Annotated in this window: 21 protein-coding genes; 12 read left to right on the top strand and 9 right to left on the bottom strand. The window is 29.2% G+C overall.

Features of this window, described 5'->3' with window-relative positions; genetic code table 11:
• The first annotated feature begins 2 nt into the window (after positions 1-2).
• The 10 genes from MC378_RS03660 to MC378_RS03615 are packed head-to-tail and all read left to right on the top strand — an operon-like array spanning position 3 to position 8,949.
• Positions 3-320: a hypothetical protein gene (locus MC378_RS03660; protein WP_242177368.1), complete on the top strand. Its 318-nt coding sequence runs from the start codon at positions 3-5 to the stop codon at positions 318-320.
• Positions 317-583, top strand: a complete 267-nt coding sequence (locus MC378_RS03655) for a hypothetical protein (RefSeq protein ID WP_242177367.1) — start codon at positions 317-319, stop codon at positions 581-583. Before MC378_RS03660 ends, MC378_RS03655 begins: the two co-directional genes overlap by 4 nt.
• Positions 558-2,045 (top strand): hypothetical protein, encoded by a 1,488-nt coding sequence (locus MC378_RS03650; RefSeq protein ID WP_242177366.1) that lies wholly within the window; start codon positions 558-560, stop codon positions 2,043-2,045. The genes MC378_RS03655 and MC378_RS03650 overlap by 26 nt, the downstream gene beginning before the upstream one ends.
• Before the next feature lie 2 nt (positions 2,046-2,047).
• A complete protein-coding gene (locus MC378_RS03645) occupies positions 2,048-2,395 on the top strand; it encodes a hydrogenase maturation nickel metallochaperone HypA/HybF (protein WP_274704098.1) in 348 nt (115 codons plus the stop codon).
• Positions 2,396-2,441: 46 nt separating this feature from the next.
• Complete coding sequence (hypB, locus tag MC378_RS03640; RefSeq protein ID WP_242177364.1) at positions 2,442-3,143, top strand: hydrogenase nickel incorporation protein HypB; 702 nt, start codon at positions 2,442-2,444, stop codon at positions 3,141-3,143.
• A gap of 5 nt (positions 3,144-3,148) precedes the next feature.
• Positions 3,149-5,404: a carbamoyltransferase HypF gene (gene hypF, locus MC378_RS03635; RefSeq protein WP_242177363.1), complete on the top strand. Its 2,256-nt coding sequence runs from the start codon at positions 3,149-3,151 to the stop codon at positions 5,402-5,404.
• Between the two features lie 4 nt (positions 5,405-5,408).
• Positions 5,409-5,684: a HypC/HybG/HupF family hydrogenase formation chaperone gene (locus MC378_RS03630; protein ID WP_242177362.1), complete on the top strand. Its 276-nt coding sequence runs from the start codon at positions 5,409-5,411 to the stop codon at positions 5,682-5,684.
• Positions 5,685-5,686: 2 nt separating this feature from the next.
• Positions 5,687-6,781 carry a hydrogenase formation protein HypD gene (hypD, locus tag MC378_RS03625; RefSeq protein WP_242177361.1) on the top strand — a complete coding sequence of 365 codons (1,095 nt, stop codon included), beginning with the start codon at positions 5,687-5,689 and terminating at the stop codon, positions 6,779-6,781.
• 16 nt (positions 6,782-6,797) lie between these two features.
• Positions 6,798-7,859, top strand: coding sequence for a hydrogenase expression/formation protein HypE (hypE, locus tag MC378_RS03620; RefSeq protein WP_242177360.1), 1,062 nt, complete (start codon positions 6,798-6,800; stop codon positions 7,857-7,859).
• A 1-nt stretch (position 7,860) separates the two neighbouring features.
• Positions 7,861-8,949: an NHL repeat-containing protein gene (locus MC378_RS03615; protein WP_242177359.1), complete on the top strand. Its 1,089-nt coding sequence runs from the start codon at positions 7,861-7,863 to the stop codon at positions 8,947-8,949.
• Here MC378_RS03615 and MC378_RS03610 read toward each other — a convergent pair.
• Entirely contained in the window at positions 8,944-9,630 is a 687-nt protein-coding gene (locus tag MC378_RS03610; protein WP_242177358.1) for an urease accessory protein UreH domain-containing protein, read from the bottom strand. The two genes, MC378_RS03615 and MC378_RS03610, sit on opposite strands and share 6 nt — an antisense overlap.
• 224 nt (positions 9,631-9,854) lie before the next feature.
• Between MC378_RS03610 and MC378_RS03605 the strand changes: the two genes are divergently transcribed.
• On the top strand, positions 9,855-12,206 hold the full coding sequence (locus MC378_RS03605; RefSeq protein WP_242177357.1) for a polysaccharide lyase 6 family protein: 2,352 nt from the start codon (positions 9,855-9,857) through the stop codon (positions 12,204-12,206).
• A 7-nt stretch (positions 12,207-12,213) separates the two neighbouring features.
• Here the strand turns inward: MC378_RS03605 and MC378_RS03600 are convergent, their stop codons facing one another.
• The 3 genes from MC378_RS03600 to MC378_RS03590 all read right to left on the bottom strand — a co-directional run bounded on the left by MC378_RS03600 (position 12,214) and on the right by MC378_RS03590 (position 14,846).
• Complete coding sequence (locus MC378_RS03600; protein ID WP_274704097.1) at positions 12,214-13,053, bottom strand: DMT family transporter; 840 nt, start codon at positions 13,051-13,053, stop codon at positions 12,214-12,216.
• Positions 13,054-13,122: 69 nt separating this feature from the next.
• Positions 13,123-13,788 (bottom strand): bifunctional 4-hydroxy-2-oxoglutarate aldolase/2-dehydro-3-deoxy-phosphogluconate aldolase, encoded by a 666-nt coding sequence (locus tag MC378_RS03595; protein WP_242177356.1) that lies wholly within the window; start codon positions 13,786-13,788, stop codon positions 13,123-13,125.
• An 11-nt stretch (positions 13,789-13,799) separates the two neighbouring features.
• A complete protein-coding gene (locus MC378_RS03590; protein WP_242177355.1) occupies positions 13,800-14,846 on the bottom strand; it encodes a sugar kinase in 1,047 nt (348 codons plus the stop codon).
• A gap of 153 nt (positions 14,847-14,999) precedes the next feature.
• Here MC378_RS03590 and MC378_RS03585 point away from each other — a divergent pair, with 153 nt between their 5' ends.
• On the top strand, positions 15,000-16,034 hold the full coding sequence (locus MC378_RS03585; protein ID WP_242177354.1) for a LacI family DNA-binding transcriptional regulator: 1,035 nt from the start codon (positions 15,000-15,002) through the stop codon (positions 16,032-16,034).
• Positions 16,035-16,074: 40 nt separating this feature from the next.
• On the opposite strand, the gene MC378_RS03580 is transcribed toward MC378_RS03585, so the two are convergent.
• From MC378_RS03580 to MC378_RS03560, 5 genes are all read right to left on the bottom strand, one after another.
• Positions 16,075-16,839 (bottom strand): SDR family NAD(P)-dependent oxidoreductase, encoded by a 765-nt coding sequence (locus tag MC378_RS03580; RefSeq protein WP_242177353.1) that lies wholly within the window; start codon positions 16,837-16,839, stop codon positions 16,075-16,077.
• 36 nt (positions 16,840-16,875) lie between these two features.
• Positions 16,876-18,162 (bottom strand): MFS transporter, encoded by a 1,287-nt coding sequence (locus tag MC378_RS03575; RefSeq protein WP_242177352.1) that lies wholly within the window; start codon positions 18,160-18,162, stop codon positions 16,876-16,878.
• A gap of 143 nt (positions 18,163-18,305) precedes the next feature.
• Entirely contained in the window at positions 18,306-19,010 is a 705-nt protein-coding gene (locus MC378_RS03570; RefSeq protein ID WP_242177351.1) for a FadR/GntR family transcriptional regulator, read from the bottom strand.
• A 211-nt stretch (positions 19,011-19,221) separates the two neighbouring features.
• The gene (locus tag MC378_RS03565; RefSeq protein ID WP_242177350.1) at positions 19,222-20,085 is read right to left on the bottom strand and encodes a PKD domain-containing protein; all 864 of its coding nucleotides are present in this window, start codon (positions 20,083-20,085) and stop codon (positions 19,222-19,224) included.
• 18 nt (positions 20,086-20,103) lie between these two features.
• Entirely contained in the window at positions 20,104-21,543 is a 1,440-nt protein-coding gene (locus MC378_RS03560; RefSeq protein ID WP_242177349.1) for a RagB/SusD family nutrient uptake outer membrane protein, read from the bottom strand.
• Positions 21,544-21,573 lie beyond the last annotated feature (30 nt).

Here is a 21,573-nt window from a genome sequence, read left to right as displayed (position 1 = left end):
AAATGAATAGAATATCACTTAAATCATCTCATATTTATATAGAACATGATATAGTAACTTCTATTTTTGGAAACATCCATTATGCTTATGTAACTTTTATAAAAGAACAAAAAAACTTACTTATTACACCCGTAGACAGTCAGTGGTTTGTAAAAATATATAAACCTACTCAATTTTTATTAAAATCTAGAAATTTAAAAGGTGACAAAACATTAGCTATAAGAGAAATTTTGATAGATAATGACTTAAGTATGCTAGATAGAAATTTAGATTTTACCATTATAAAAAAAACAAATTTGATAAAAATTAGTTTAAAGTGAGTAAAAGAAATAAACCTGAAGATGCATGGTTATTAGATGCTCAAGTACAATATAGAATAATAGAAAATAAAAGTCGTTGGGAAGTATCATTGGTTTTTATAGATTCAAAAGACCCAAAACATCTATTGATACAAAAAATTGGAGATTATCATTCTAAAAGATTAGCAGAAATTTATGCTAGAAACATTCAAAATACTGCCGCCAAAGATAGTAGAGGAAAACAAAAAATAAATAAAGATGATTACCATATTAACAACAACTAATTTTGAAAATCAAATACAACAAGTAGTTTCTTCTATAGATAGATTAAATGAATTAGTTATAGTGGTTACTGAAACTGATACTGTAAATTTTGATGATAAAAAAATTATCGTAAAGAATAACCTTATACAAACTCAATTAGATTGGAATGATACCGAACCTCCCTATATTTTTCCAAACATTCCTTTTTCTTCAGAAGATTTACTTGCACTTATTTTCTATAAATTAGGAAACCATCAAAAAGCTTTTCAATTTATTTCAGAAAAAAATAAAATATATCACCATTTATTAATTGCTACCCACCTACAATTTGGATATACAATTACAAATGAACAAATTAACTTTTTAAAAAAAACCTCATTACATAATTTAGCAATTGCGTATAACTTTGGGGATTTAGAAACAAAAGTTGACAAAACAACATTACAAAACATATTTGAAGAGGCTTTAAAAAATGCACAAACCAATAGTTTAAAACTGTTTTCCACAAAACATTATGTAAATCTATTATTAGATAATGGATTATATAAAGATGCCGAGAAATTAATTAATTCTGTTAAATCAAAGGCCAATTCTAATGAAGAAAAAAATGCACTAAATCATTTGCTGGTCAATGCTTTAATGCCCCAAATAACAGTCCCATATGATATCGAAAATCTAAAAAGTATTTTAAATTTACAATTAAATTCTATTTCCTATTACCAAAGCATAAACCTTACAGTCAACGCAGGTTTATTATTGATAGATGCCTCTGAAATTGCCAGTTATTTAAAAGATTATATTCAAGCTAAAGATTTAATTAATAAAGCAATTTTATATTTTAAAGAAGCCGAAATTCCTGAATTTTTAGGTGAAGCAACACTACAAAAAGCAATTTTATTATATACTTGGTCTAAAAATGGAAACCCACAATATTACAAACCTGCAATTAATACTTTTCAAAACGCCTTAAAAGTTTTTAAACGAGATACTCATCCTCAAAAATTTGCCAATATTCATCATAATTTAGCTCTAATTTATTCTGAAATTCAAGTTTCTGAAAAAGAAAAAGCCATTTGGACAGCCTTTTGTGCCTCTTCTTTTAAAGAAGCATTGGAATTTTATAACAAAGAGCAATTTCCTTATGAAAATGCCATGATTTCACATAATTACGCAACAGCTTTAATGGGGTTTCCGGAAGCAAAATTGCATAATAATCTTAAAAAAGCTTTTGACTTATTTGAACAAGCCTTAAACATAAGAACCTCTAAAGAATATCCTTTTGAACGTGCATTAACACTTTTAAATCAATTAGAATTATATTGGTTAATACATAATGAAACAGAAAAAGATGAAGTAAAAAATTACGAAATAATGCTTCAAAAAGCCAATGAAGTTATAAAATTAGTTACAGACAATGAATTGATAGAAAAGGCAAACAATCATAAAAAAGAATTAAAAAAATTAAACATATTTATAGACTAATTATGCACGAAACATCCATTGTAAATAGTATTATGAAAACTTTAGAAGTTGAGTTTGAAGAAGAAAAACTCAACAAAATGATCGCTATTTATTTAAAAGTTGGAAAATTATCTAATATAGAGCCCAGATTATTACACAATGCATTTACAGCTAAACATTATTGTGGCACTAAATTTCATCATGTAAAATTACATATAGAATCTACAGAAATAAAGATACAATGCGAAAGCTGTAATCATATAACACAAATAGAAAACTATAAATTTACTTGCGAAAATTGTCATAAACCCAGTAAAAATTTAATACAAGGAGAAGAAATGTTAATTCATAAAATAGAATTTAACGATTAAAAAAGATTACAAAGAGTTTTATAACCATTAAAATAAAAAACATCTTATGAGTGTAGATAAATCAACGAAAGCTGCTCGCGGAACCGTACAGTGTGAGAACACAAATATAAACTTGTTAAAGGCAAACGATTATGTTGCTGATATTATTAAAAGTGAAATGAAAAAAAACAAAACACTTTTAATAAATGTTACTTCTTCTGCAGGTAGCGGAAAAACAACCTTAATGCAAAAAACTGCCGAAAAATTAAAAGATAAAATTACAATGGCAGTGATGGTTGGCGATTTAGAAACCGAACGTGATGCGGAGCGAATTAGAGAAACTGGAATTCAAGCACTACAAATTGTTACAGGTGGTATATGTCATCTAGAAGCACAAATGGTACACCAAGTATTACCAGAATATCAGTTAGAAAATATTGACCTTTTATTTATAGAAAATGTTGGAAACCTAGTTTGCCCTGCTTCATTTGATTTAGGTGAAGATTATAGAGTAACCTTAATGGCTACAACAGAAGGAGATGACAAACCTAAAAAATATCCGAGAATGTTTTTAACCAGCGATTTAATGTTGGTATCAAAATCTGATTTATTGCCGTATTTACCTTTTTCTGTTGATGCCGTTATAAAAGATGCTAAAGAAGTAAATCATCAAATTGAAGTAATGCAAATTTCGGCGTTAAAAGATGAGGGTATTGATGCATGGTGCGATTGGTTATTAGAAAAAGTAAAACAAAAACAAAATAATTAATTTTTTTGCAAGCAAACACATATAAAATACAAATTAAAGGACTTGTACAAGGAGTAGGATTTCGTCCGTTTGTATACAACCTTGCTACACAAAATAAATTAACCGGAAATGTTAGTAATAACGCCAACGGAGTGGTAATTCACATAAACACTACAGAAAAAAAAATAGACGCTTTTGTACAACAAATACTAAACCAAAAACCCAAAGTATCTGTTATTACTTCTTATAATATAAATAAAATTACACCTAAAATATATATTGATTTTTCAATTGTATTATCAGAAGTAAACCACCAAATTCAAAGCCCATTAACCCCCGATTTTTCTGTATGTAATTCATGTAAAGAAGAATTAAAAGATAAAAAAAATAGACGCTTTCAGTATGCTTTTACAACTTGTGTACAATGCGGACCTCGTTATTCTATAACAACAAAATTTCCTTTTGAAAGAGAGCACACATCACTTTCTAAATTTAAAATGTGTAATACTTGTAAAAAAGAATATAACAATCCAGAAGATAAAAGGTTTCATTCTCAAACCAATTCCTGTTCAACATGCGGAATTAAACTTCAATTTAAAAACGATAAAGGTGATTTACTTGAAGAAAATCAGCAAACAATACTCCTAAAAATTGCAAAAAAATTAAAAGAAGGAAATATTATTGCTATTAAAAACACAAATGGATATTTATTATGCTGTGATGCTACAAATACAAAAGTAATTCAAAAATTAAGAAAAAATAAAAAACGACCAAACAAACCCTTTGCTGTTCTATATTCAAATATTGAAACATTAAAAAAAGATTTTGAACTTTCTGATACCCAAGAGAAATTAATTAACTCTAACATAGCTCCAATTGTAATTTTAAAAAACAAAACAAATACAATTATTAAAACAGATATAATTGCTCCAAAATTACATCAAACAGGTGTCATGCTTCCATCCTCTTCTTTATTTGAATTAATAATGAAAACTGTAAAAACTCCACTTGTTGCAACAAGCGGAAATATACATGGTTCTTCAATTATTTCTAACGAAAAAGAAGCGCAAGAAGAATTAAAAAATGTAGCAGATTATTTTATACATCATAATTTAGATATTCAATTCCCTCAAGATGATTCTGTTCTAAAAATTATAGACAAACAAACAATTATTTTACGAAGATCACGTGGGTTAGCTCCAAATTATATTGATGTTAATGCAAAAACAACAGAGCCTATTTTAGCGATGGGCGCACATTTAAAAAGCACATTTACTTTTTCTCCTAATACACATATTTATGTAAGTCAATATTTTGGAAATTTAGATAGTTACAACGTTTTACAACGATATAAAAAAACGATAAATGATTATATTCAATTATTTAATGCCACTCCAAAAACCATTTTAATTGATACTCATCCTAATTACCAAAGTAGTGTTATAGGCAAAGAATTCGCTTTAAAATGGAATACAAATCTTATAGTAGTTCAACATCATAAAGCACATTTTGCAAGTGTTTTAGGCGAACATCATTTATTTTCTTCAAAAGATCAAATACTTGGTGTTATATGGGATGGAACTGGTTTGGGAGATGACAACAACATTTGGGGAGGTGAGTTCTTTACTTATCAAAATAAAAAAATGAAAAGACTTACTCATTTTAATTATTTTAATTGGATTGCTAACGATAAAATGGCAAAAGAACCAAGATTGGCTTTACTAAGTTTAATGAGCAATGAAAATAAACAACTTATTGAAAATAAATTTTCTAAAACAGAATGGAGTGTTTATAATAAAATGTTAGCTTCAAATAAATTAAAAACATCATCTGTTGGTCGTTTGTTTGATGCCGTTGCTTCCTTATTAATAAATACAGATATTAATACTTATGAAGCAGAAGCCGTAATGTTATTAGAACAATTGGCCAGTGAATACCAACAAAAATCTTATCTAAATTTTTTAGAGAATGAAAAACAATTATCACCACAAAAAATTATAGAAAACATTATAAAAGCAAAAGAAAACAATATTCCTAAAGAAAAAATTGCAGCAAGTTTTATTTATACTTTATCAAAATGTATTCTCAAAATTTCTAAAAAAGAAAACATAAAAATAATTGCTTGTAGTGGAGGTGTTTTTCAAAACTCTTTCCTAGTAAAAATGTTACTTAAAATGACCAAAGAAGAAAATATAAATTTAAAAATTAATTGTAAATTGTCTCCTAATGATGAGAATATTTCATTTGGACAATTAATGTATAATCAATATTGTAAAAATTAAAACTATGTGTTTAGCAGTTCCAGGAAAAATAAAAAGTATTGAGCATCTTTATGATGGAAAGGTACGTATGGCAAAAGTATCATTTGGAGGGATTATAAAAGAAGCTAGTTTAGAAATGTTACCAGATGCCAATATTGATGATTATGTTTTAGTGCATGTTGGTGTTGCTATTAGTAAAGTTGATGAAAAAGAAGCCCAAAAAACATTTAAATATTTAGAAGAAATTGGAGAGTTAGGAGAATTAGAAGATGTAGATAATTATTTACCAAAAAAGGAATAGATATGAAATACATGTCAGAATACAGAGATCCAGAATTAGCAAAACAATATCTCGAAGAAATAAAAAGAACAGTTACCAAACCTTGGTCTATAATGGAAGTTTGCGGTGGGCAAACACACAGTTTGGTGAAAAACGGAATTATAGAAATGCTTCCAAAAGAAGTAACAATGATTCACGGACCTGGTTGCCCGGTTTGTGTAACTCCCTTACGTTTAATAGATAAAGCAATTCATTTAGCACAACAAAAAAATGTAATTTTATGTTCATTTGGTGACATGCTACGTGTTCCTGGATCAGAAAAAAGTTTATTAGAAGCCAAAGCAGAAGGTGGAGATATTCGTATTTTATATTCCCCTCTTGAAGCAGTAAAAATTGCCGAAGAAAACCCTAATAAAGAAGTGGTATTCTTTGCGGTTGGATTTGAAACTACAGCTCCAGCAAATGCGCTTTCTGTGATTCATGCACATAGGAAAAACTTAAAAAACTATTCTATTTTAGCGTCACATGTATTAGTACCTCCAGCCATCAAAGCTGTGATAAATGATGATGAAAGTAAAATTGATGGATTTCTTGCCGCAGGACATGTTTGTACAATAATGGGAAATTCGGAATATTATCCTATTGCTAATAAACACAATGTACCTATTGTTGTTACAGGTTTTGAACCTCTTGATGTTTTACAAGGAATATTAATGGTAATTCGTCAATTAGAAAACAAAGAAAACAAAGTAGAAAATCAATACGCTCGTATTGTTAGGGAAGAAGGAAATCCAAATGCACAACAAATAATTTTTGATGTTTTTCAAACTCAAAATCAAACCTGGAGAGGAATCGGAGAAATTCCAGAAAGTGGTTATGGTATTAAAGAAAAATATAAAGATTTCGATGCTATAAAAAAGTTTGATATTACCATTAAGGAAGCTCCAGAAAATCCAGATTGTATATCCGGTCTCATAATGAAAGGCATAAAAAAACCTTTTGAGTGTGTTCAATTTGGCAAAAAATGTAAGCCTACAAGTCCTATAGGAGCACCTATGGTAAGTAGCGAAGGTGCATGTGCTGCTTATTATCATTTTTCTGGCTTAATAGAAGCTTAATTTTTAAAACAACAAAATGTATCAATCAGATAAAATTAAAATGCAGTTACAGTGCCCTATGCCTAAGTTAGATTTTGATGTTATTACTTTAGGACATGGGAGTGGTGGTATATTAACCAATAAACTTTTAGATAGTGGTGTTTTTAATATTTTAAGCAACCCTATTCTAGATGAAAGACACGATGGTGCATTTATCAATTTAGAAAGTAAAACAGCTTTCTCTACAGATAGCTTTTTAGTTTCACCAATTTTTTTTCCAGGAGGCAATATAGGTGAATTAGCTATCAACGGAACAGTAAACGATTTAGCTATGTGTGGCGCAATCCCCAAACACCTTTCTTTAAGCTTTATAATTGAAGAAGGATTAAAAATGTCCGAATTTTGGGAAATATTAGTATCCATAAAATTTGCTTGTGAAAAATCGGGTGTTCAAATAGTAACCGGTGATACTAAAGTAGTAGAAAAAGGAAAAGGAGATAAAATATTCATCAATACATCAGGTATTGGAAGTATTCACCCAAAAGCAAATATAAACGCAAAGAACATTAATATTGGTGATAAAATTATTCTTAGTGGTAATATAGCTTCCCATGGAATGGCAATTATGTCAGTTCGTGAAGGTTTAGAATTTGAATCTCAGATACAAAGTGATACAATTAATTTAAATCATACCATCATCAACCTAATAGAAAAATTTGGATCGGACATTCATTTAGTTACAGATCCTACACGTGGTGGTGTTGCTACTGTTTTAAACGAAATTGCCAAACAAATAAATTTAGGTATTGAGATCTTTCAAAAAGATTTTCCTATTGAACAACAAGTAGCAAGTGCCTGTGAATTATTAGGACTAGATCCTTTATATGTAGCAAATGAAGGATTGTTTTTAAGTTTTGTTTCAGAAAATATTGCAGAAAATTTATTACAAGAACTACAGAATGATGAAAATGGTATTAATGCCAAAATTATAGGCTCAGTAGTAAAAAACCATCCCAAACAAGTTGTTTTAGAAAGTAATATTGGAGGAAAACGTGTGGTTAGTATGCTTCCAGGAGAACAATTACCAAGAATTTGCTAGTATGAATTACAATACTTTAGGTACAAAAATTAATAATGCTTATACTTTTAAAGGAGCTGAAGAAAAACCTTTTTTAGCTCCACGTGGTGTTTTTGTAGCAAATGATATGTTATTTGTTTCAGATACAGGTCAAAATAGAGTTTTTGTTTGGAATACAATTCCAACATCAGAATTTCAAAATCCTGATGTAATATTAGGCCAAATGGAAGTTTCTACAATAGGACGAAATTCTGGAGGAATTGCTAGTGCAAGCACTTTACAGTATCCTTCAGGAATATGGAGTGATGGAAAAATTTTAGTTGTTGCAGATGCCTGGAATCATCGTGTTTTAATTTGGCTTAAAATGCCTACAAAAAACGGTCAATTAGCAGATGTAGTTTTAGGTCAACCAGATTTTAATGCCAACAAACCAAATGTAAAAGGGATTGGGAATGATCCAACTTCACAAAGTTTAAATTGGCCTTATGGAGTTTTTTCTGATGGAACCCAACTTTGGATCGCTGATACCGGAAATAGACGTATTTTATATTATAAAAGCATTCCTACTACAAATTATGAAAAAGCAGATGCTGTAATAGGAAAACCTGATTTTACAACACGTGATTATGAAAATAACGATGTGATTTGGCCTTATTCTATTAAAATTAACTCTAAAGGACAAATGGCAGTTGCTGATACTCAATTTTACAGAGTTTTAGTATGGAATGATTGGAAATTTGCATTTAAGAACAAAGCAGATATTATAATAGGTCAAGATAATTTTGATGCTTGTGGGCAAAATCAATTTAGGTTATCTCCTGAAGCAAATACATTAAACTGGACTTACGATGCCTGCTTTTATAAAAATGGAATTTTGGTTAATGATACAGGTAATAGTAGAATTTTAGGTTTTGATACTATTCCTAAAAAAAATAATACACCAGCAGATTGGTTAATTGGACGACCAAATTTTAAGACAAGTAGCGAGTATAAAGAAAATATGCATGGAACTCAAAAAGCAATTTATTGGCCCTTCTCTATTACAACTTATAAGAACAAACTTTTTTTAGCAGATACAGGAAATCATAGATTAGTGATAGGTGATTTATAAACTTAAATACATCCAATAAAAACCTATAATTAAGGCAAATAATCCTCCTGCAACACGAATTCCATTTAACAAATAAAGATTATTACTAGATTTTTTGGTTATTCCTCCTAAAACAAGTGTATAAACTGTCATTGCAAATACAGTACCCATAGCAAAACCAATTATATATTGTAAACTTTGATATGAAGATTCAAAACCTAAAGCTGGTAATAATAATAAAAAATGAGCAACTCCTGCTAAACCATGTAAAATTCCTATGCTAAAAGATGATTTAAGGTGTTTTTTACCATTTTTATGGTGATCCTGATTCTTATGAGCTTTGGTGTGTTTGTGTAAATAGACATCATCATTAGCATGTATATGTATACGATTATGAATTTTTTCTTTATAAAATAATTTATATAAAGACCAAATACCAATACCAATCAAAACAAATGCAACAATTTGTTCACTATAAACCGAAATGGTTTTTATAGGAATTACTTCTTTAAAAAATAAAAAAAGAATTCCAATGATTAACATTCCTAGTAAATGTCCAGTACCCCACATAAAACCAATACGCCAAACTTTTCGTTTCGTTTCTATAGCAATAGGTGTAACTGCTGCCAAATGGTCTGGTCCAGATACTACATGTAAAATAGAAGCAATTATACCTGCTATTATTGGAAGTTCTTTAATCATAAAAACAAATATAATATTTGTTTTTAAATAATACTATCTAATTTAGATCCTCAAAATAAATTATAAAAAAAGTTCATCTTACAAATTGTATTTCTAATTTCTATATTGAGAAGTAATTTGTTATATTTGGAAATATTAATTGGTTTACCAGTTTGGTAAACCAAAAAATAAAATCCATTATGATACTGAAAAACATTTTGCCATTACTGTATATATTCATCTCAATGAATTCTTTTTCTCAGAAAAAAAATATTCTTGTAAAAGATATCACAGCATATAATGTTGCAATTAAAAAAGCAACAGCAGGTACAACTATCATTTTAAAAAATGGAGTTTGGTTAGATGTTAAAATTAATGCCTTTGGAAATGGAGAAAAAGAGAATCCAATTATAGTTAAAGCAGAAACAGCAGGAAAAGTTCTTATTAAAGGAAATTCAACACTTACTATTTATGGAAAATATATAGTAGTTTCTGGACTATGGTTTAAAGATGGAAACCCTACAGCAAAATCAATTGTTTCTTTCAGAAAAAACTCTAAAGAGTTTGCTAACAATTGCAGGTTTACACAAAACACAATTTCATATTACAATCCTATTGATGCTACTTTAAAATCTCATTGGGTAGACCTATGGGGGAAAAACAACAGAGTAGATCATAATAATTTTACAGGAAAGACAAATGATGGAACAACTTTAGTTGTTTGGCTAAAAGGTAAAGAAGATACAGAAAACAATCATCAAATAGATCATAATTTCTTTGGAAGTAGGCCTGATTTAGGTAAAAATGGAGGAGAAACAATTAGAATTGGTACTAGCACCAATTCAATGAAATCATCAAAAACAATTGTAGAGAGTAATACTTTTAAAAATTGCAATGGTGAAATTGAAATTATATCTAACAAATCTGCTGATAATATCTATAGAAATAATTTATTTATAGAGAGTAAAGGAACTTTAACGTTAAGACATGGAAATAATGCTTTGGTAGAAAACAATGTTTTTATAGGAAATAAAGTTCCAAAAACAGGAGGAATTAGAATTATAAATGAAGGTCATATTATTAGAAACAATTTAATGATTGGTTTAGCAGGAAACGGTTTTAGAGGACCAATTGTTCTTATGAATGGAGTACCAAACTCTCCTTTAAACAGATACAATCAAGTAAAAAATGTGAGCATACAAAATAATACATTAATCAATTGTGGAACACTCGAATTTGCGGCTGGGAAAAATGATGAACGAAGCTTACCTCCTATTAAAACTCTTTTTGCTAACAATTTAATTTCTAATAACAATGGAAATCAAATTTTAAATTCTTCTGATGATATAAACGGAATAACTTTCAAAAATAATATTGTAGATTCTAAAGCTTATATTGATGTAAAACAATTTATAAAGCAAACTATAGATTGGAAAATGTTAAGCTCAATACCAATCCCAACTTCTAGAAATCAATTTTTGATTTCTACCTTTAAAAATGAGAAAAGTCCAAAATTAGATATTACCGAAATAGAAAAGACCCCTTTTGTGGTAGGAGCATTTAATCTAGATTCATACATTTTCCCTAAAGCATTATTAATAAAACCTGGTCCATACTGGAAACCCAAAATTATTGAACCAAAAACAATAATTACATCTAAAAGAATCACTATAGAACCAGGATTGCAAACTTTAGAAAATGCATTAAAAAAAATAGGAACATCAGCAATATTATTACTTAAAGATGGTGAATATTATATTTCAAAAAACACAAAAATTAAAGGAAACATTCGTATTGTTGGTGCTAAAAACACAGTGCTAAAAGCCCCAAGTAACCTAGAAAAACCTTTGAGTTATTTTTTACGAGTTGAAGAAAAATCAACTTTAAAAATACAAAATATCATTTTTGATGGTAATAATGATACCAAAGTAAAATATGCAATCGTTTCTCCAGATAAAGAAAATAATGAAACATATAAATTGTTTATAGAAAATTGTGTTTTTAAAAATTTTAATAATAAAAACGGAGGAAGCATTTTTAAAGCTTATGCAGGTACTTTAGCTGATACTATTAGCATAAAAAATTCTAGCTTTTTAGATAGTTACAGAGGTTTAAATTTATCTTACGAAAAAAATAGTTTTGGTAAATACAACGCAAATACTATTATAATACATAATTCTACCTTTAAAAATATTGATGAATTTGCTATAAATTATTCTAAAACAGGCCCCTATTTTAATACAGGATTAGGGAGTTTACAAATTTCAAATTCAATTTTTAACCGTGTTAACAATATAAATAAAGGAAATATAATAAAAGCAAAAGCTATTCCTTCTGTTACAATTAAAAATTCAGTTTTTATAAACAGTTACGAAATTGAAAATCCAATTAGTTTATCTGGCAGTTGGCAAATTATAGAAAATAGTTTGATACATCATTGTGGGAAAATAAAAACAACCAATAATGCGATTCAAAAAAACATCTTTTATAAAAACCCTAAATGGGATGATAAAGAGAAATTTATACCCAATAAAAAATCTATTTTGTTAAAAGAAAATAATACAATTGAGGATATTGGTTTGTTACAAACTAATTAAAATTTCCTTATTTTGAAGATTTATACTTTATATAAATATTGTAAATTAAACCTGTTAAAATTAATAAAATCCCCAATAAAGTCCATAAATTATAAACTTCACCAAACCAAGAAGCACCAATAATAATCATAAAAATTACTTCTAAATATTTTAACGGAGCAATTACATTTGTTTCATGAGATTGTAATGCTTTTGTCATATATAGTTGACCTATATACCCAAAAACACCTAAACTAAGTAATAAACCCCATTCGATTAAGTTAGGATTTCTCCAATAATTGATAGACATCAATCCTCCAAAAACAAAAGCCATTACCATAAAGTAATTTATAATAACTAAAGGATTTTCAGTTTCTCCAATTTTTCTTATCACAACAAAAATTACTCCTAAAGAAATAGCAGATAACAAAACAAAAACTAAACCTATAGTATCTACTTCAACACCAAATCCTTTTATTATTAAAACGCCAATAAAAGCAAGACAAAACAAAAACCATTGAATCGTTTTTATTTTTTCTTTCAAAAAAAACATTGCAAAAATAGCTGCAAAAATAGGAGATGTATATCTTAAAGATACTGCCGTACCCACTGCTAAATAATTTAAAGATTGAAAAAAACAAGTTAAAGAAATTACCCCAGCAAAACCTCTAATTAGTAACAATTTTTTATGAGTTCCAAGTATTGGAATTTTATATTTTAGTAGTAACGGAATAGTAAAAACCAAAGTTCCTATTGATCTAAAAAACACTATTTGATAGACATTAAATACCGTTAAATATTTTACAACTGCATTCATTAGCGCAAAAGAAATTACGCTAAAAATCATATAAAGAATAGCTTTATTCATAAATAACATTAAAAAAACCTTCAATTTAAGAAAATTGAAGGTTACTTATTTCTTAGATTAAAAGTACTATTATTTAAGAGATTTAATGATGTCTAAAGCTCCTTTTGTTGTACTCTGAATTTTTTCATAATCAAAATTCCCATCAGCATCTTTTGTCATCAATTTAGATCCCATACCAACACAAGTAACACCTGCATTAAACCATCCTTCTAAATTTTCTTTGGTTGGAGAAACTCCTCCTGTTGGCATTATACTTGTCCAAGGTTGTGGTCCTTTAATTCCTTTTACGAATTGCGGTCCATAAATATCACCTGGAAATAATTTTACAATTTCACACCCTAGTTCTTCTGCTCTTGCTATTTCTGTTAAAGTTCCACAACCAGGAGACCATAAAACTTTTCTTCTATTACAAACAATTGCAATATCTTCTCGTAAAACAGGAGTTACAATAAAATTTGCTCCTAAAGACATAAACCTTGAGGCAGCAGCTGCATCTGTTACAGAGCCAACTCCCATTACCATCCCTGGTAATTCTTTTGTTACATATTTTACTAATTCTCCAAAGACTTCGTGTGCAAAATCTCCACGAGCTGTAAACTCTAATAATCTTGCTCCTCCTTTATAACAAGCTGTAATTACTTTTTTACTTACTTCTAAATCTTTATGATAAAATAAAGGAACCATTCCTGTATCTTTCATAACCTGAGCTACTTCTAATCTTGTATATTGAGCCATAATTTTATTTTTTATCTTGCTACTCTACCAGAAGCATCACCTCCCATTAATTTTTCTACCTCAGAAACTGTTACCAAGTTTGCATCACCTTTAATAGTATGTTTTAAACAAGATGCAGCAACTGCAAAATCTAATGCATTTTGGTCATCTTCTGGATATTTTAATAAACCGTAAATTAAACCTCCCATAAAAGAATCTCCACCACCTACTCTATCTACAATATCTGTAATTTGGTATTGACGTGTTTCATACATTTTTGTTCCATCATATAAAACTCCTGCCCAAGTATTATGAGAAGCAGAAATAGAACCTCTTAAAGTTGTAATTACTTTTTTAGCTCTTGGAAATTTTTCCATCATTTGTTGACAAACAGATAAGAAAGCTTCTGCTTTTACATCATGTCCTTGCGTTTGTACAGATATTCCTTCTGGTTTAATACCAAAGTGCATTTCTGCATCTTCTTCATTTCCTAAAACAATATCACAATAAGAAGTTAACTCTGTCATAACAGATTCTCTATGAGCATCATCACAGTATTTCCAAAGCTTAGCGCGGTAGTTTAAATCTGTTGAAATTGTAATCCCTTTAGAGCTAGCAACTTTTACTGCTTCTAAACATACATCTGCAGCACCTTGAGAAATAGCAGGTGTTATACCTGTCCAATGAAACCATTCTACACCTTCAAAAACTGCATCCCAATCTATCATTCCAGATTCAATTTCCGCAATAGCAGAATGTGCTCTATCATAAACTACTTTAGAACCTCTAGATACAGCACCTGTTTCTAAAAAGTAAATCCCTAAACGATCTCCACCCCAAACAATTTTATTTACGTTTACACCACGTTTTCGCATTTCCATCATTGCACATTCTCCAATATCATTTTTTGGTAAGCGAGTTACATAATCAACATCTACTCCGTAATTTGCTAAAGAAACTGCTACATTTGACTCACCTCCACCATAAACAACATCAAAATTGTTTGCTTGCGAAAATCTTAAAAATCCTTGTGGAGCCAATCTTAACATGATTTCTCCAAACGTTACTACTTTACCCATTTTAATTATAAATTTAATGTTTTTAGTACTATTTGCTTAAACGTTTAAGCAGTTTATGAAAATAAAATCAAAATCTATATTTTACTATCCATTTTGATTATAAAATTTAACGCACTATATTTGCTTAAACGTTTAAGCAAATATATAAAAAATTTGAATACTAAGAAAAAAACAACGATAAAAGATATTGCTAATGTTTTAAACATTTCTCCTGCAGCTGTTTCTAAAGCTTTGCATAATGATTCTAGAATTAGCGAAAAAACAAAAAAAGCAGTTAGGCAAGTTGCAAAAAACTTAAATTATCAACCCAATCATCTTGCAAGTGCTTTAAGAAGTGGAAAAAGTAAATTAGTTGGCGTAATTGTTCCTAGAACCAATAGTAATTTTTTTTCATCTGTAATTCAAAATATAGAAGAGGTTTTAAACAAAGAAGGATATAATATAATTATAACTCAATCTAATGAATCATATAAAAAAGAATGCGATAGTATAGATACATTATTATTTACACAAGTAGATGGAATTATTGCTTCTATGGCAAATGAAACGATTGATTTGTTCTATTATGAAAAAATAAAATCAAAAGGAATTCCTTTAATTTTATTTGATAGAGGTGAAAATGATTTAAACGTAGATTATATTGGTATTAATGATTATGATAGTAGTCATGTAATAGTAAAACATCTTGTAAGTCAAGGATGTAAAAGAATAGCACATATTGGTGGTTTTAAGCATACAAGAATTTATAACAACAGAATTAATGGATATATAGATGCCTTAAAAAAACATCATTTACCCTTAGATGATGAATTGTTAATAGAAAGTAATCTTACCATTGAAGAAGGAAGAGAAAAGATGAAACAACTATTAAGTTTAAAAAACAGACCAGATGCTGTTTATGTAGCAGGTGATTATGCAGCCTTAGGAGCTTTACAAGTTTTAAACGAAGAGAAAATTAGTGTCCCAAATGAAATAGCGTTGGTAGGTTTTGGAAATGAACCTTTTACGGATATGGTTACTCCAAGAATTACAAGTATAAACCAACATAGTGAAGAAATAGGCAAACAGGCAGCCTTCGTTTTTTTAAAGCATGCTAAAAACAGTATCATAAAACAAAAATTAGATAAAAAAATTCTTGATGCAGAATTGATAATAAGAGATTCTTCCAATAAAAAAACCTTTCTTTAAAAGAAAGGTTTTTACATTCAAATTATATAAAAAACTTTGGTTAAATTCCTAAAGCTTGTCCTCCACCAATTTGGATCGTTTCTGCTGTAATAAAAGCAGCATCTTTGCTTGCCAAAAATGAAATTACAGATGCCACCTCTTCTGGTTGACCTAACCTTCCTAACAAAATATTATTTTTCCAAGAAGCAAACACTTCTGGTTTAGTCGATTTTATTTGAGCATGAAATGGTGTATCAATTGTTCCCGGGGAAACAGCATTAACTCTAATTCCATATTCTGCTAAATCTTTTGCTAATGCTCTAGTTATTGCATGAACCCCAGCTTTAGATGTTCCGTAGATACCTGCTCCTGGTCCACCTGCATTCCAAGCGGCATTAGATGTATAGTTAATTATAGTAGCATTATCTCCTTTTTTAAGAAAAGGAATTGCTGCTCTAGAAGCAAAAAATACAGAATCTAAGTTTAATGCCATAACAAATCTATAGAATTCAGTTGTCATTTCTTCAAATCTAGATCTTCCACCTAAGCCACCAGCATTATTTACAAGCACATCTATTTTTCCAAATTTTTCTCCAATTTTTGTGATGTTAGAAGTTACAGCTTCTTCATTAGTAACATCAAAACCATAATATTCTGCAGTAATTCCTTCAGCAGTAAGTTCATCAATTCTTTTTGCGCCAGCTTCATCATCAATACCATTTAAGATTACAGTATAACCATCTTTACCCAATCTTTTAGCTACTTCAAAACCTATACCACCTGTAGCCCCCGTTATTACAGCTACTTTACCTTCTAATTTACTCATTTTGTTACTTTTTAAATTTTATATTTAGTTCTATTGTTATTGTTCTATTGTTTTTCTTACTGGTTCTATTTTCTTAATTAAAATAAAGATTGATAAAACACCTAAGATTACTGAAATGGTAATTGCTATAAATGCAGGTGTATAAGATTCTGTTGTTATTCTACCGATGAACCAATTCATAATCATTGGAGAAATAGCAGCTATTGTACCTGCCAATCCTGCTAAAGTTCCTACAGAAGGCCCTCTAAATAAATCACTAGAGATGGTTTGTATGTTACCAATTGCAAACTGAAAACCAAAAAGTACTAATCCTGCTAAGTAAATAAACGTCATAAAGTTATTTTCATTTACAAATTGAATAATACTAACAAATCCAATAAATACTAATACACCTCCCAAAGTGATTGTAATTTTTCTAGAAGTATCTACCGATTTTGTTTTCATTAAAAATCCAGAAAACCAACCTCCAACAATACTCCCTGCTGCTGCTAATAAATATGAAATCCACATTGTAGATGCTATTTCCTCAATACTTAAACTAAATGTTTTATGCAAATAAATAGGCATCCAAGCTGCAAAAAACCACCAGATTGGTTCTATAAAAAAACGACACATTAACACCCCCCAAGATTGTTTATAACTTAAAATTTTAGCTACAGACAAACTCTTAGATTTTTTTTCAGAAATATTTTCTTCTTTATCAATTCTATCAGAAACAATTAAATCTCTTTCTTCTTGCGTTACCCAAGGGTGTTTTTCTGGAGTAGATTTATTTAAAAATAACCATGGAATTACCCAAAGCATTCCAACACCCCCAAGTATAATATAGGTAGTTTTCCAGCCAAACCTTGTGTATAAAAAAACGATTATAAAAGGAGCAATAACGTTTCCAATAGAAGCCCCAGCATTAAAAATACCTTGAGCTGTAGCTCTTTCTTTAATAGGAAACCATTCTCCGTTACTTTTTACAGCTCCTGGCCAGTTTCCTGCTTCTCCAATACCTAACAAACCTCTAAAAATAGATAGCGTTATAATACCTCTTGCAAAAGCATGAAAAATTGAAGCTAAAGACCATACGATAATTGAGACTGTGAATCCTAAACGAGTTCCAATAGTATCATATAATTTTCCTGATGCAAATTTACCAAATGCGTAACATCCTAAAAAAATATTAAACATTAAAGCATAATCTGCTTGATCCATTCCTAGATCTTTTCCCATTTCTGGCCACAAAAGAGCAAAGGCTGTTCTATCTATATAATTTATAACAGTGGCAATAAATATTAATATTATAATCCACCATCTTAGTCCTTTAATTTTCATATAAATGATTATTTAATAACACCCTAAAGTGTTAAATTATTATTTGTAATTTATTTTTTGGTAAATAAAATGACTGCTCGAAAACAATAAGGTATCTATCTTATTTATTTTCAATCTTATATAGATATTAAAAAAACAGCTTTTTATTGAATATTATAACAATATTGATACAATGCTTTAAAGTGAGTCTTCATTTTTTCTTTTGCTAATTTTGGATCTTGTTTTAAAATGGCATCATAAATATTTTCATGTTCAATAATTCCTTCTTGTGCAAGGCCAATATCGCAAACATGATATTTTTCGAAATTTGTTATAATTTCTGGGGTTATTATTAACATAAAAGTATTCATGGTACTATTACCACTAGCTTTTGCAATTGCTAAATGAAATAATAAATCTTCTTGTACCGCATCTTCTCCGTTTAGAACTTTTATTTTATATGCTTCTAAAGCATTTTTAATTTGTTCTAAATCTTCATCTGTTCTTCTTAATGCAGCTAATCTTGCTGTTTTTAATTCTAGCAAAATTCTAGTTTCTACTAAAGATTTAAAATCTGTTTCTTCTAACCTTAAAATATCTTCAATCATTCCATTAAGAGCAATAACACCAATATTTGCAACAAATGTTCCACTTTGTGGTTTAGAAGTTAATAAACCATAAAGCTCTAACTTGTGAATTGCTTCTCTTACATTGCTTCTGCTTACTCCAAATTTTTCCGATAACATTCTTTCCGAAGGAAGTTTATCTCCAGGTTCTAAATTTTTATAATTAATAAGATCTCTAATTCCTATAATTATTAAATTTAGAACTTTTTGATTTTCGTTTTTAGTAAGCACTTCTAATTTCATATCTTGTATTTAAGGTCTTAATTGGTTAACCAGTTTAATAGTATAAATATATAAAAACTAATGATCTTATCAAACATAATTTGAGCCTTCTAATTGTTAATATTCTGTTTTAGATTTAATTTAAAAAAAAACTGTTCTTAAATTACCTATAACAGGATATACTTTTATTGTAATGCAGTTTCTCAATCAGGCTTAAATATTACAATACTAATTAGTTGGCAGCAATAGATACATCATCTACTCTAGCCTCTGCAACTTGGTTTGTATCCATCCAAATAGCTATTTCTGTTCTATTTCCTGAATTAAATGCCAATTTTAATTCTACATATGTACTTGAACTTGATTGATCAGTACCGTTTACAAAAGCAAAAATTTCTGCTTCAGCTTCTGAAGCATTTGATATATGCTTTCCTAAAACTGCAAGTCTCATTTCTCCACCTACAGGAGAAGTTTTCATTGTATAAAAAATTGTGATTTCATAATCTGTATTTGGACTAACTTCTAAAGCTTGATAAGCAACCCTTCCATCAGTACTAAATTTAGCTCCTTGACTTCCAGTTCTAACAGGACTACTAGTAATTCCAAAAACAGATCCACCAGAAATTCTCCAAGAATCTCTTCCATCTCCAGTTCCACCAGCTAACATACCGTCTTCAAAACCAGCTTCTAAAATATCCGGAACTAAAACTACAGGTACAGCAGGTTCAATAACTTCAACAGTTGTAGAAAAAGTACTAGAAGCACCTAACTTATCTGAGGCTACTAATGATACTGTGTAAGTCCCTTCTCCTATAAAAGTATGAGATGGTTCTTTATCTGTAGATGGTACTCCATCACCAAAATCCCATACATAATCTGTAGCACTTACAGATTGATTAGAGAAATCATATGTTTTCCAATCTCCATTACTTACAGTTGCAGAAAAACCTGCTTGTGGAGGAGTTACATCAGCAATAGATCCAGTTTCTGGAAGGTTATTATCTTCACAAGAGAAAATAAACCCAGAAGAAATTAATAATAGTAATATTCCTAATTTTGAAATATTAGATTCTATTTTATTTGTTATTTGTTTCATAATAATTAAAATTTTATTCTAGTTATAACCTGGGTTTTGTGTTAATAAATCATTACTCAAACCAATTTCTATTTGTGGAATAGGTAGTAAAAGATCTGTACTTGTAAACCCTAAACCATTTGCTGCAGAAAAAGCAGATAGTATACTTTGAGCAAGATTAAAACGAACCAAATCAAAAAGTCTATGATTTTCAAAAGCTAACTCTACTCTTCTTTCTTCTAACAATTCTTCTTTTGTGATACTTGTTACTGCAGTTGTTAAACCTGCTCTATCTCTAACTTTCTGAAAAGATGCTATTGCATTAGAACTTGTTGTTGAGGGAGCTCCAGCTAAAATGGATTCTACATGCATTAATAAAACATCTGCATACCTAAGAACAATCCAATCATTACCTGCGGAAGTTGGATCTGATGATGTTACAGGAATTCCTAAATTTGAATCTCCATTTGGCAAGTATTTTATTACTTGATATTTACCTGCTTGTGACTGATCTTCTCTATAAGATAATGCCGTTCTGTTTCCACCATTTGCATCTAATGAAGCTTTAGCATCTAATGATACATAGTTTACACCACTTGTTCTACCTACCGAATTTAACCATTCTGCAGAAAAAGATTGACTATCGTCATTTGAACTAGGTACATAACCAATTGCAAAAATTACTTCTTCATTTCCTTCATCATAAAAAACATCTTTAAAGTCGTCTTCTAATTCAAATCCTCTTGAAGGGTTCATAATAGATTCTAACAATGATTGAGCTTCTCCGTATCTTCCTAATGTTAGATAAACTTTTGCTAAAATTCCCTCTGCAGCTGCCTTACTTGCCTGATCTTTTGGACCATTATCTGTTAAACCAGATACTGCTGTTAAAAGATCTGTTTCTATTAAGTTATAAATTGTACTTGTTGGCATTCTTGTAAAAGATGTTTTAATATCTAAAGGCGCAATTACTTTGTCAATCAATGGAATATCTCCAAAAAGTCTTACCAAATTAAAATATGCATAAGCCCTTAAAAACTTAGCTTCTGCTTCATATCCTAATTTCTTATCATCTGAAGCAGCTCCTAAATTATCTAAAACAAGATTTGCTCTATAAATTACATTATAATAACTTCTATAATAATCTGCTACAATTCCATTTGTTGGTTGAACATTAAATGTTTCAAATTGTGCTGCTTCTCCTTCACTACTTTTAGTTTGCGTATTATCACTTCTCATTTCAGTAAGATAAAATTCTACTTGAACTCCGTGATTTAAATCATTACTTGTGTTTTTTAAAGCATTAACACCTTGAATACCATCATATATATTTAATATACCCGTTTCAATTTCAGCATTAGTTGTATAATAATTATCTCCGTTGATACCGGTTTCTAACTCTGGTGATAAAAAAGTGTCCTCACAAGAAGTGATAAACAATGATATCATCAGTATTAAAATTAATTTTATTTGTTTCATAATATTTTATATTTTAAAATTTATAATTTT

The sequence above is a fragment of the Polaribacter marinus genome (assembly GCF_022662535.1).
GTDB lineage: Bacteria > Bacteroidota > Bacteroidia > Flavobacteriales > Flavobacteriaceae > Polaribacter > Polaribacter marinus.
The sequence above is the reverse complement of the archived record's forward strand: the minus strand, read 5'-3'. Positions and strand labels throughout refer to the sequence as shown.

Bases quoted from the DNA above. Each gene is read 5' to 3' on its own strand.
- MC378_RS03600 (WP_274704097.1), bottom strand. From the start codon at position 13,053: ATGAATAAAGCTATTCTTTATATGATTTTTAGCGTAATTTCTTTTGCG.
- MC378_RS03580 (WP_242177353.1), bottom strand. From the start codon at position 16,839: ATGAGTAAATTAGAAGGTAAAGTAGCTGTAATAACGGGGGCTACAGGT.
- MC378_RS03615 (WP_242177359.1), top strand. From the start codon at position 7,861: ATGAATTACAATACTTTAGGTACAAAAATTAATAATGCTTATACTTTT.
- MC378_RS03560 (WP_242177349.1), bottom strand. From the start codon at position 21,543: ATGAAACAAATAAAATTAATTTTAATACTGATGATATCATTGTTTATC.
- MC378_RS03570 (WP_242177351.1), bottom strand. From the start codon at position 19,010: ATGAAATTAGAAGTGCTTACTAAAAACGAAAATCAAAAAGTTCTAAAT.
- MC378_RS03645 (WP_274704098.1), top strand. From the start codon at position 2,048: ATGCACGAAACATCCATTGTAAATAGTATTATGAAAACTTTAGAAGTT.
- MC378_RS03630 (WP_242177362.1), top strand. From the start codon at position 5,409: ATGTGTTTAGCAGTTCCAGGAAAAATAAAAAGTATTGAGCATCTTTAT.
- MC378_RS03660 (WP_242177368.1), top strand. From the start codon at position 3: ATGAATAGAATATCACTTAAATCATCTCATATTTATATAGAACATGAT.
- MC378_RS03595 (WP_242177356.1), bottom strand. From the start codon at position 13,788: ATGGCTCAATATACAAGATTAGAAGTAGCTCAGGTTATGAAAGATACA.
- MC378_RS03565 (WP_242177350.1), bottom strand. From the start codon at position 20,085: ATGAAACAAATAACAAATAAAATAGAATCTAATATTTCAAAATTAGGA.
- MC378_RS03650 (WP_242177366.1), top strand. From the start codon at position 558: ATGATTACCATATTAACAACAACTAATTTTGAAAATCAAATACAACAA.
- hypB (WP_242177364.1), top strand. From the start codon at position 2,442: ATGAGTGTAGATAAATCAACGAAAGCTGCTCGCGGAACCGTACAGTGT.
- hypE (WP_242177360.1), top strand. From the start codon at position 6,798: ATGTATCAATCAGATAAAATTAAAATGCAGTTACAGTGCCCTATGCCT.
- MC378_RS03610 (WP_242177358.1), bottom strand. From the start codon at position 9,630: ATGATTAAAGAACTTCCAATAATAGCAGGTATAATTGCTTCTATTTTA.
- MC378_RS03605 (WP_242177357.1), top strand. From the start codon at position 9,855: ATGAATTCTTTTTCTCAGAAAAAAAATATTCTTGTAAAAGATATCACA.
- hypD (WP_242177361.1), top strand. From the start codon at position 5,687: ATGAAATACATGTCAGAATACAGAGATCCAGAATTAGCAAAACAATAT.
- MC378_RS03590 (WP_242177355.1), bottom strand. From the start codon at position 14,846: ATGGGTAAAGTAGTAACGTTTGGAGAAATCATGTTAAGATTGGCTCCA.
- MC378_RS03575 (WP_242177352.1), bottom strand. From the start codon at position 18,162: ATGAAAATTAAAGGACTAAGATGGTGGATTATAATATTAATATTTATT.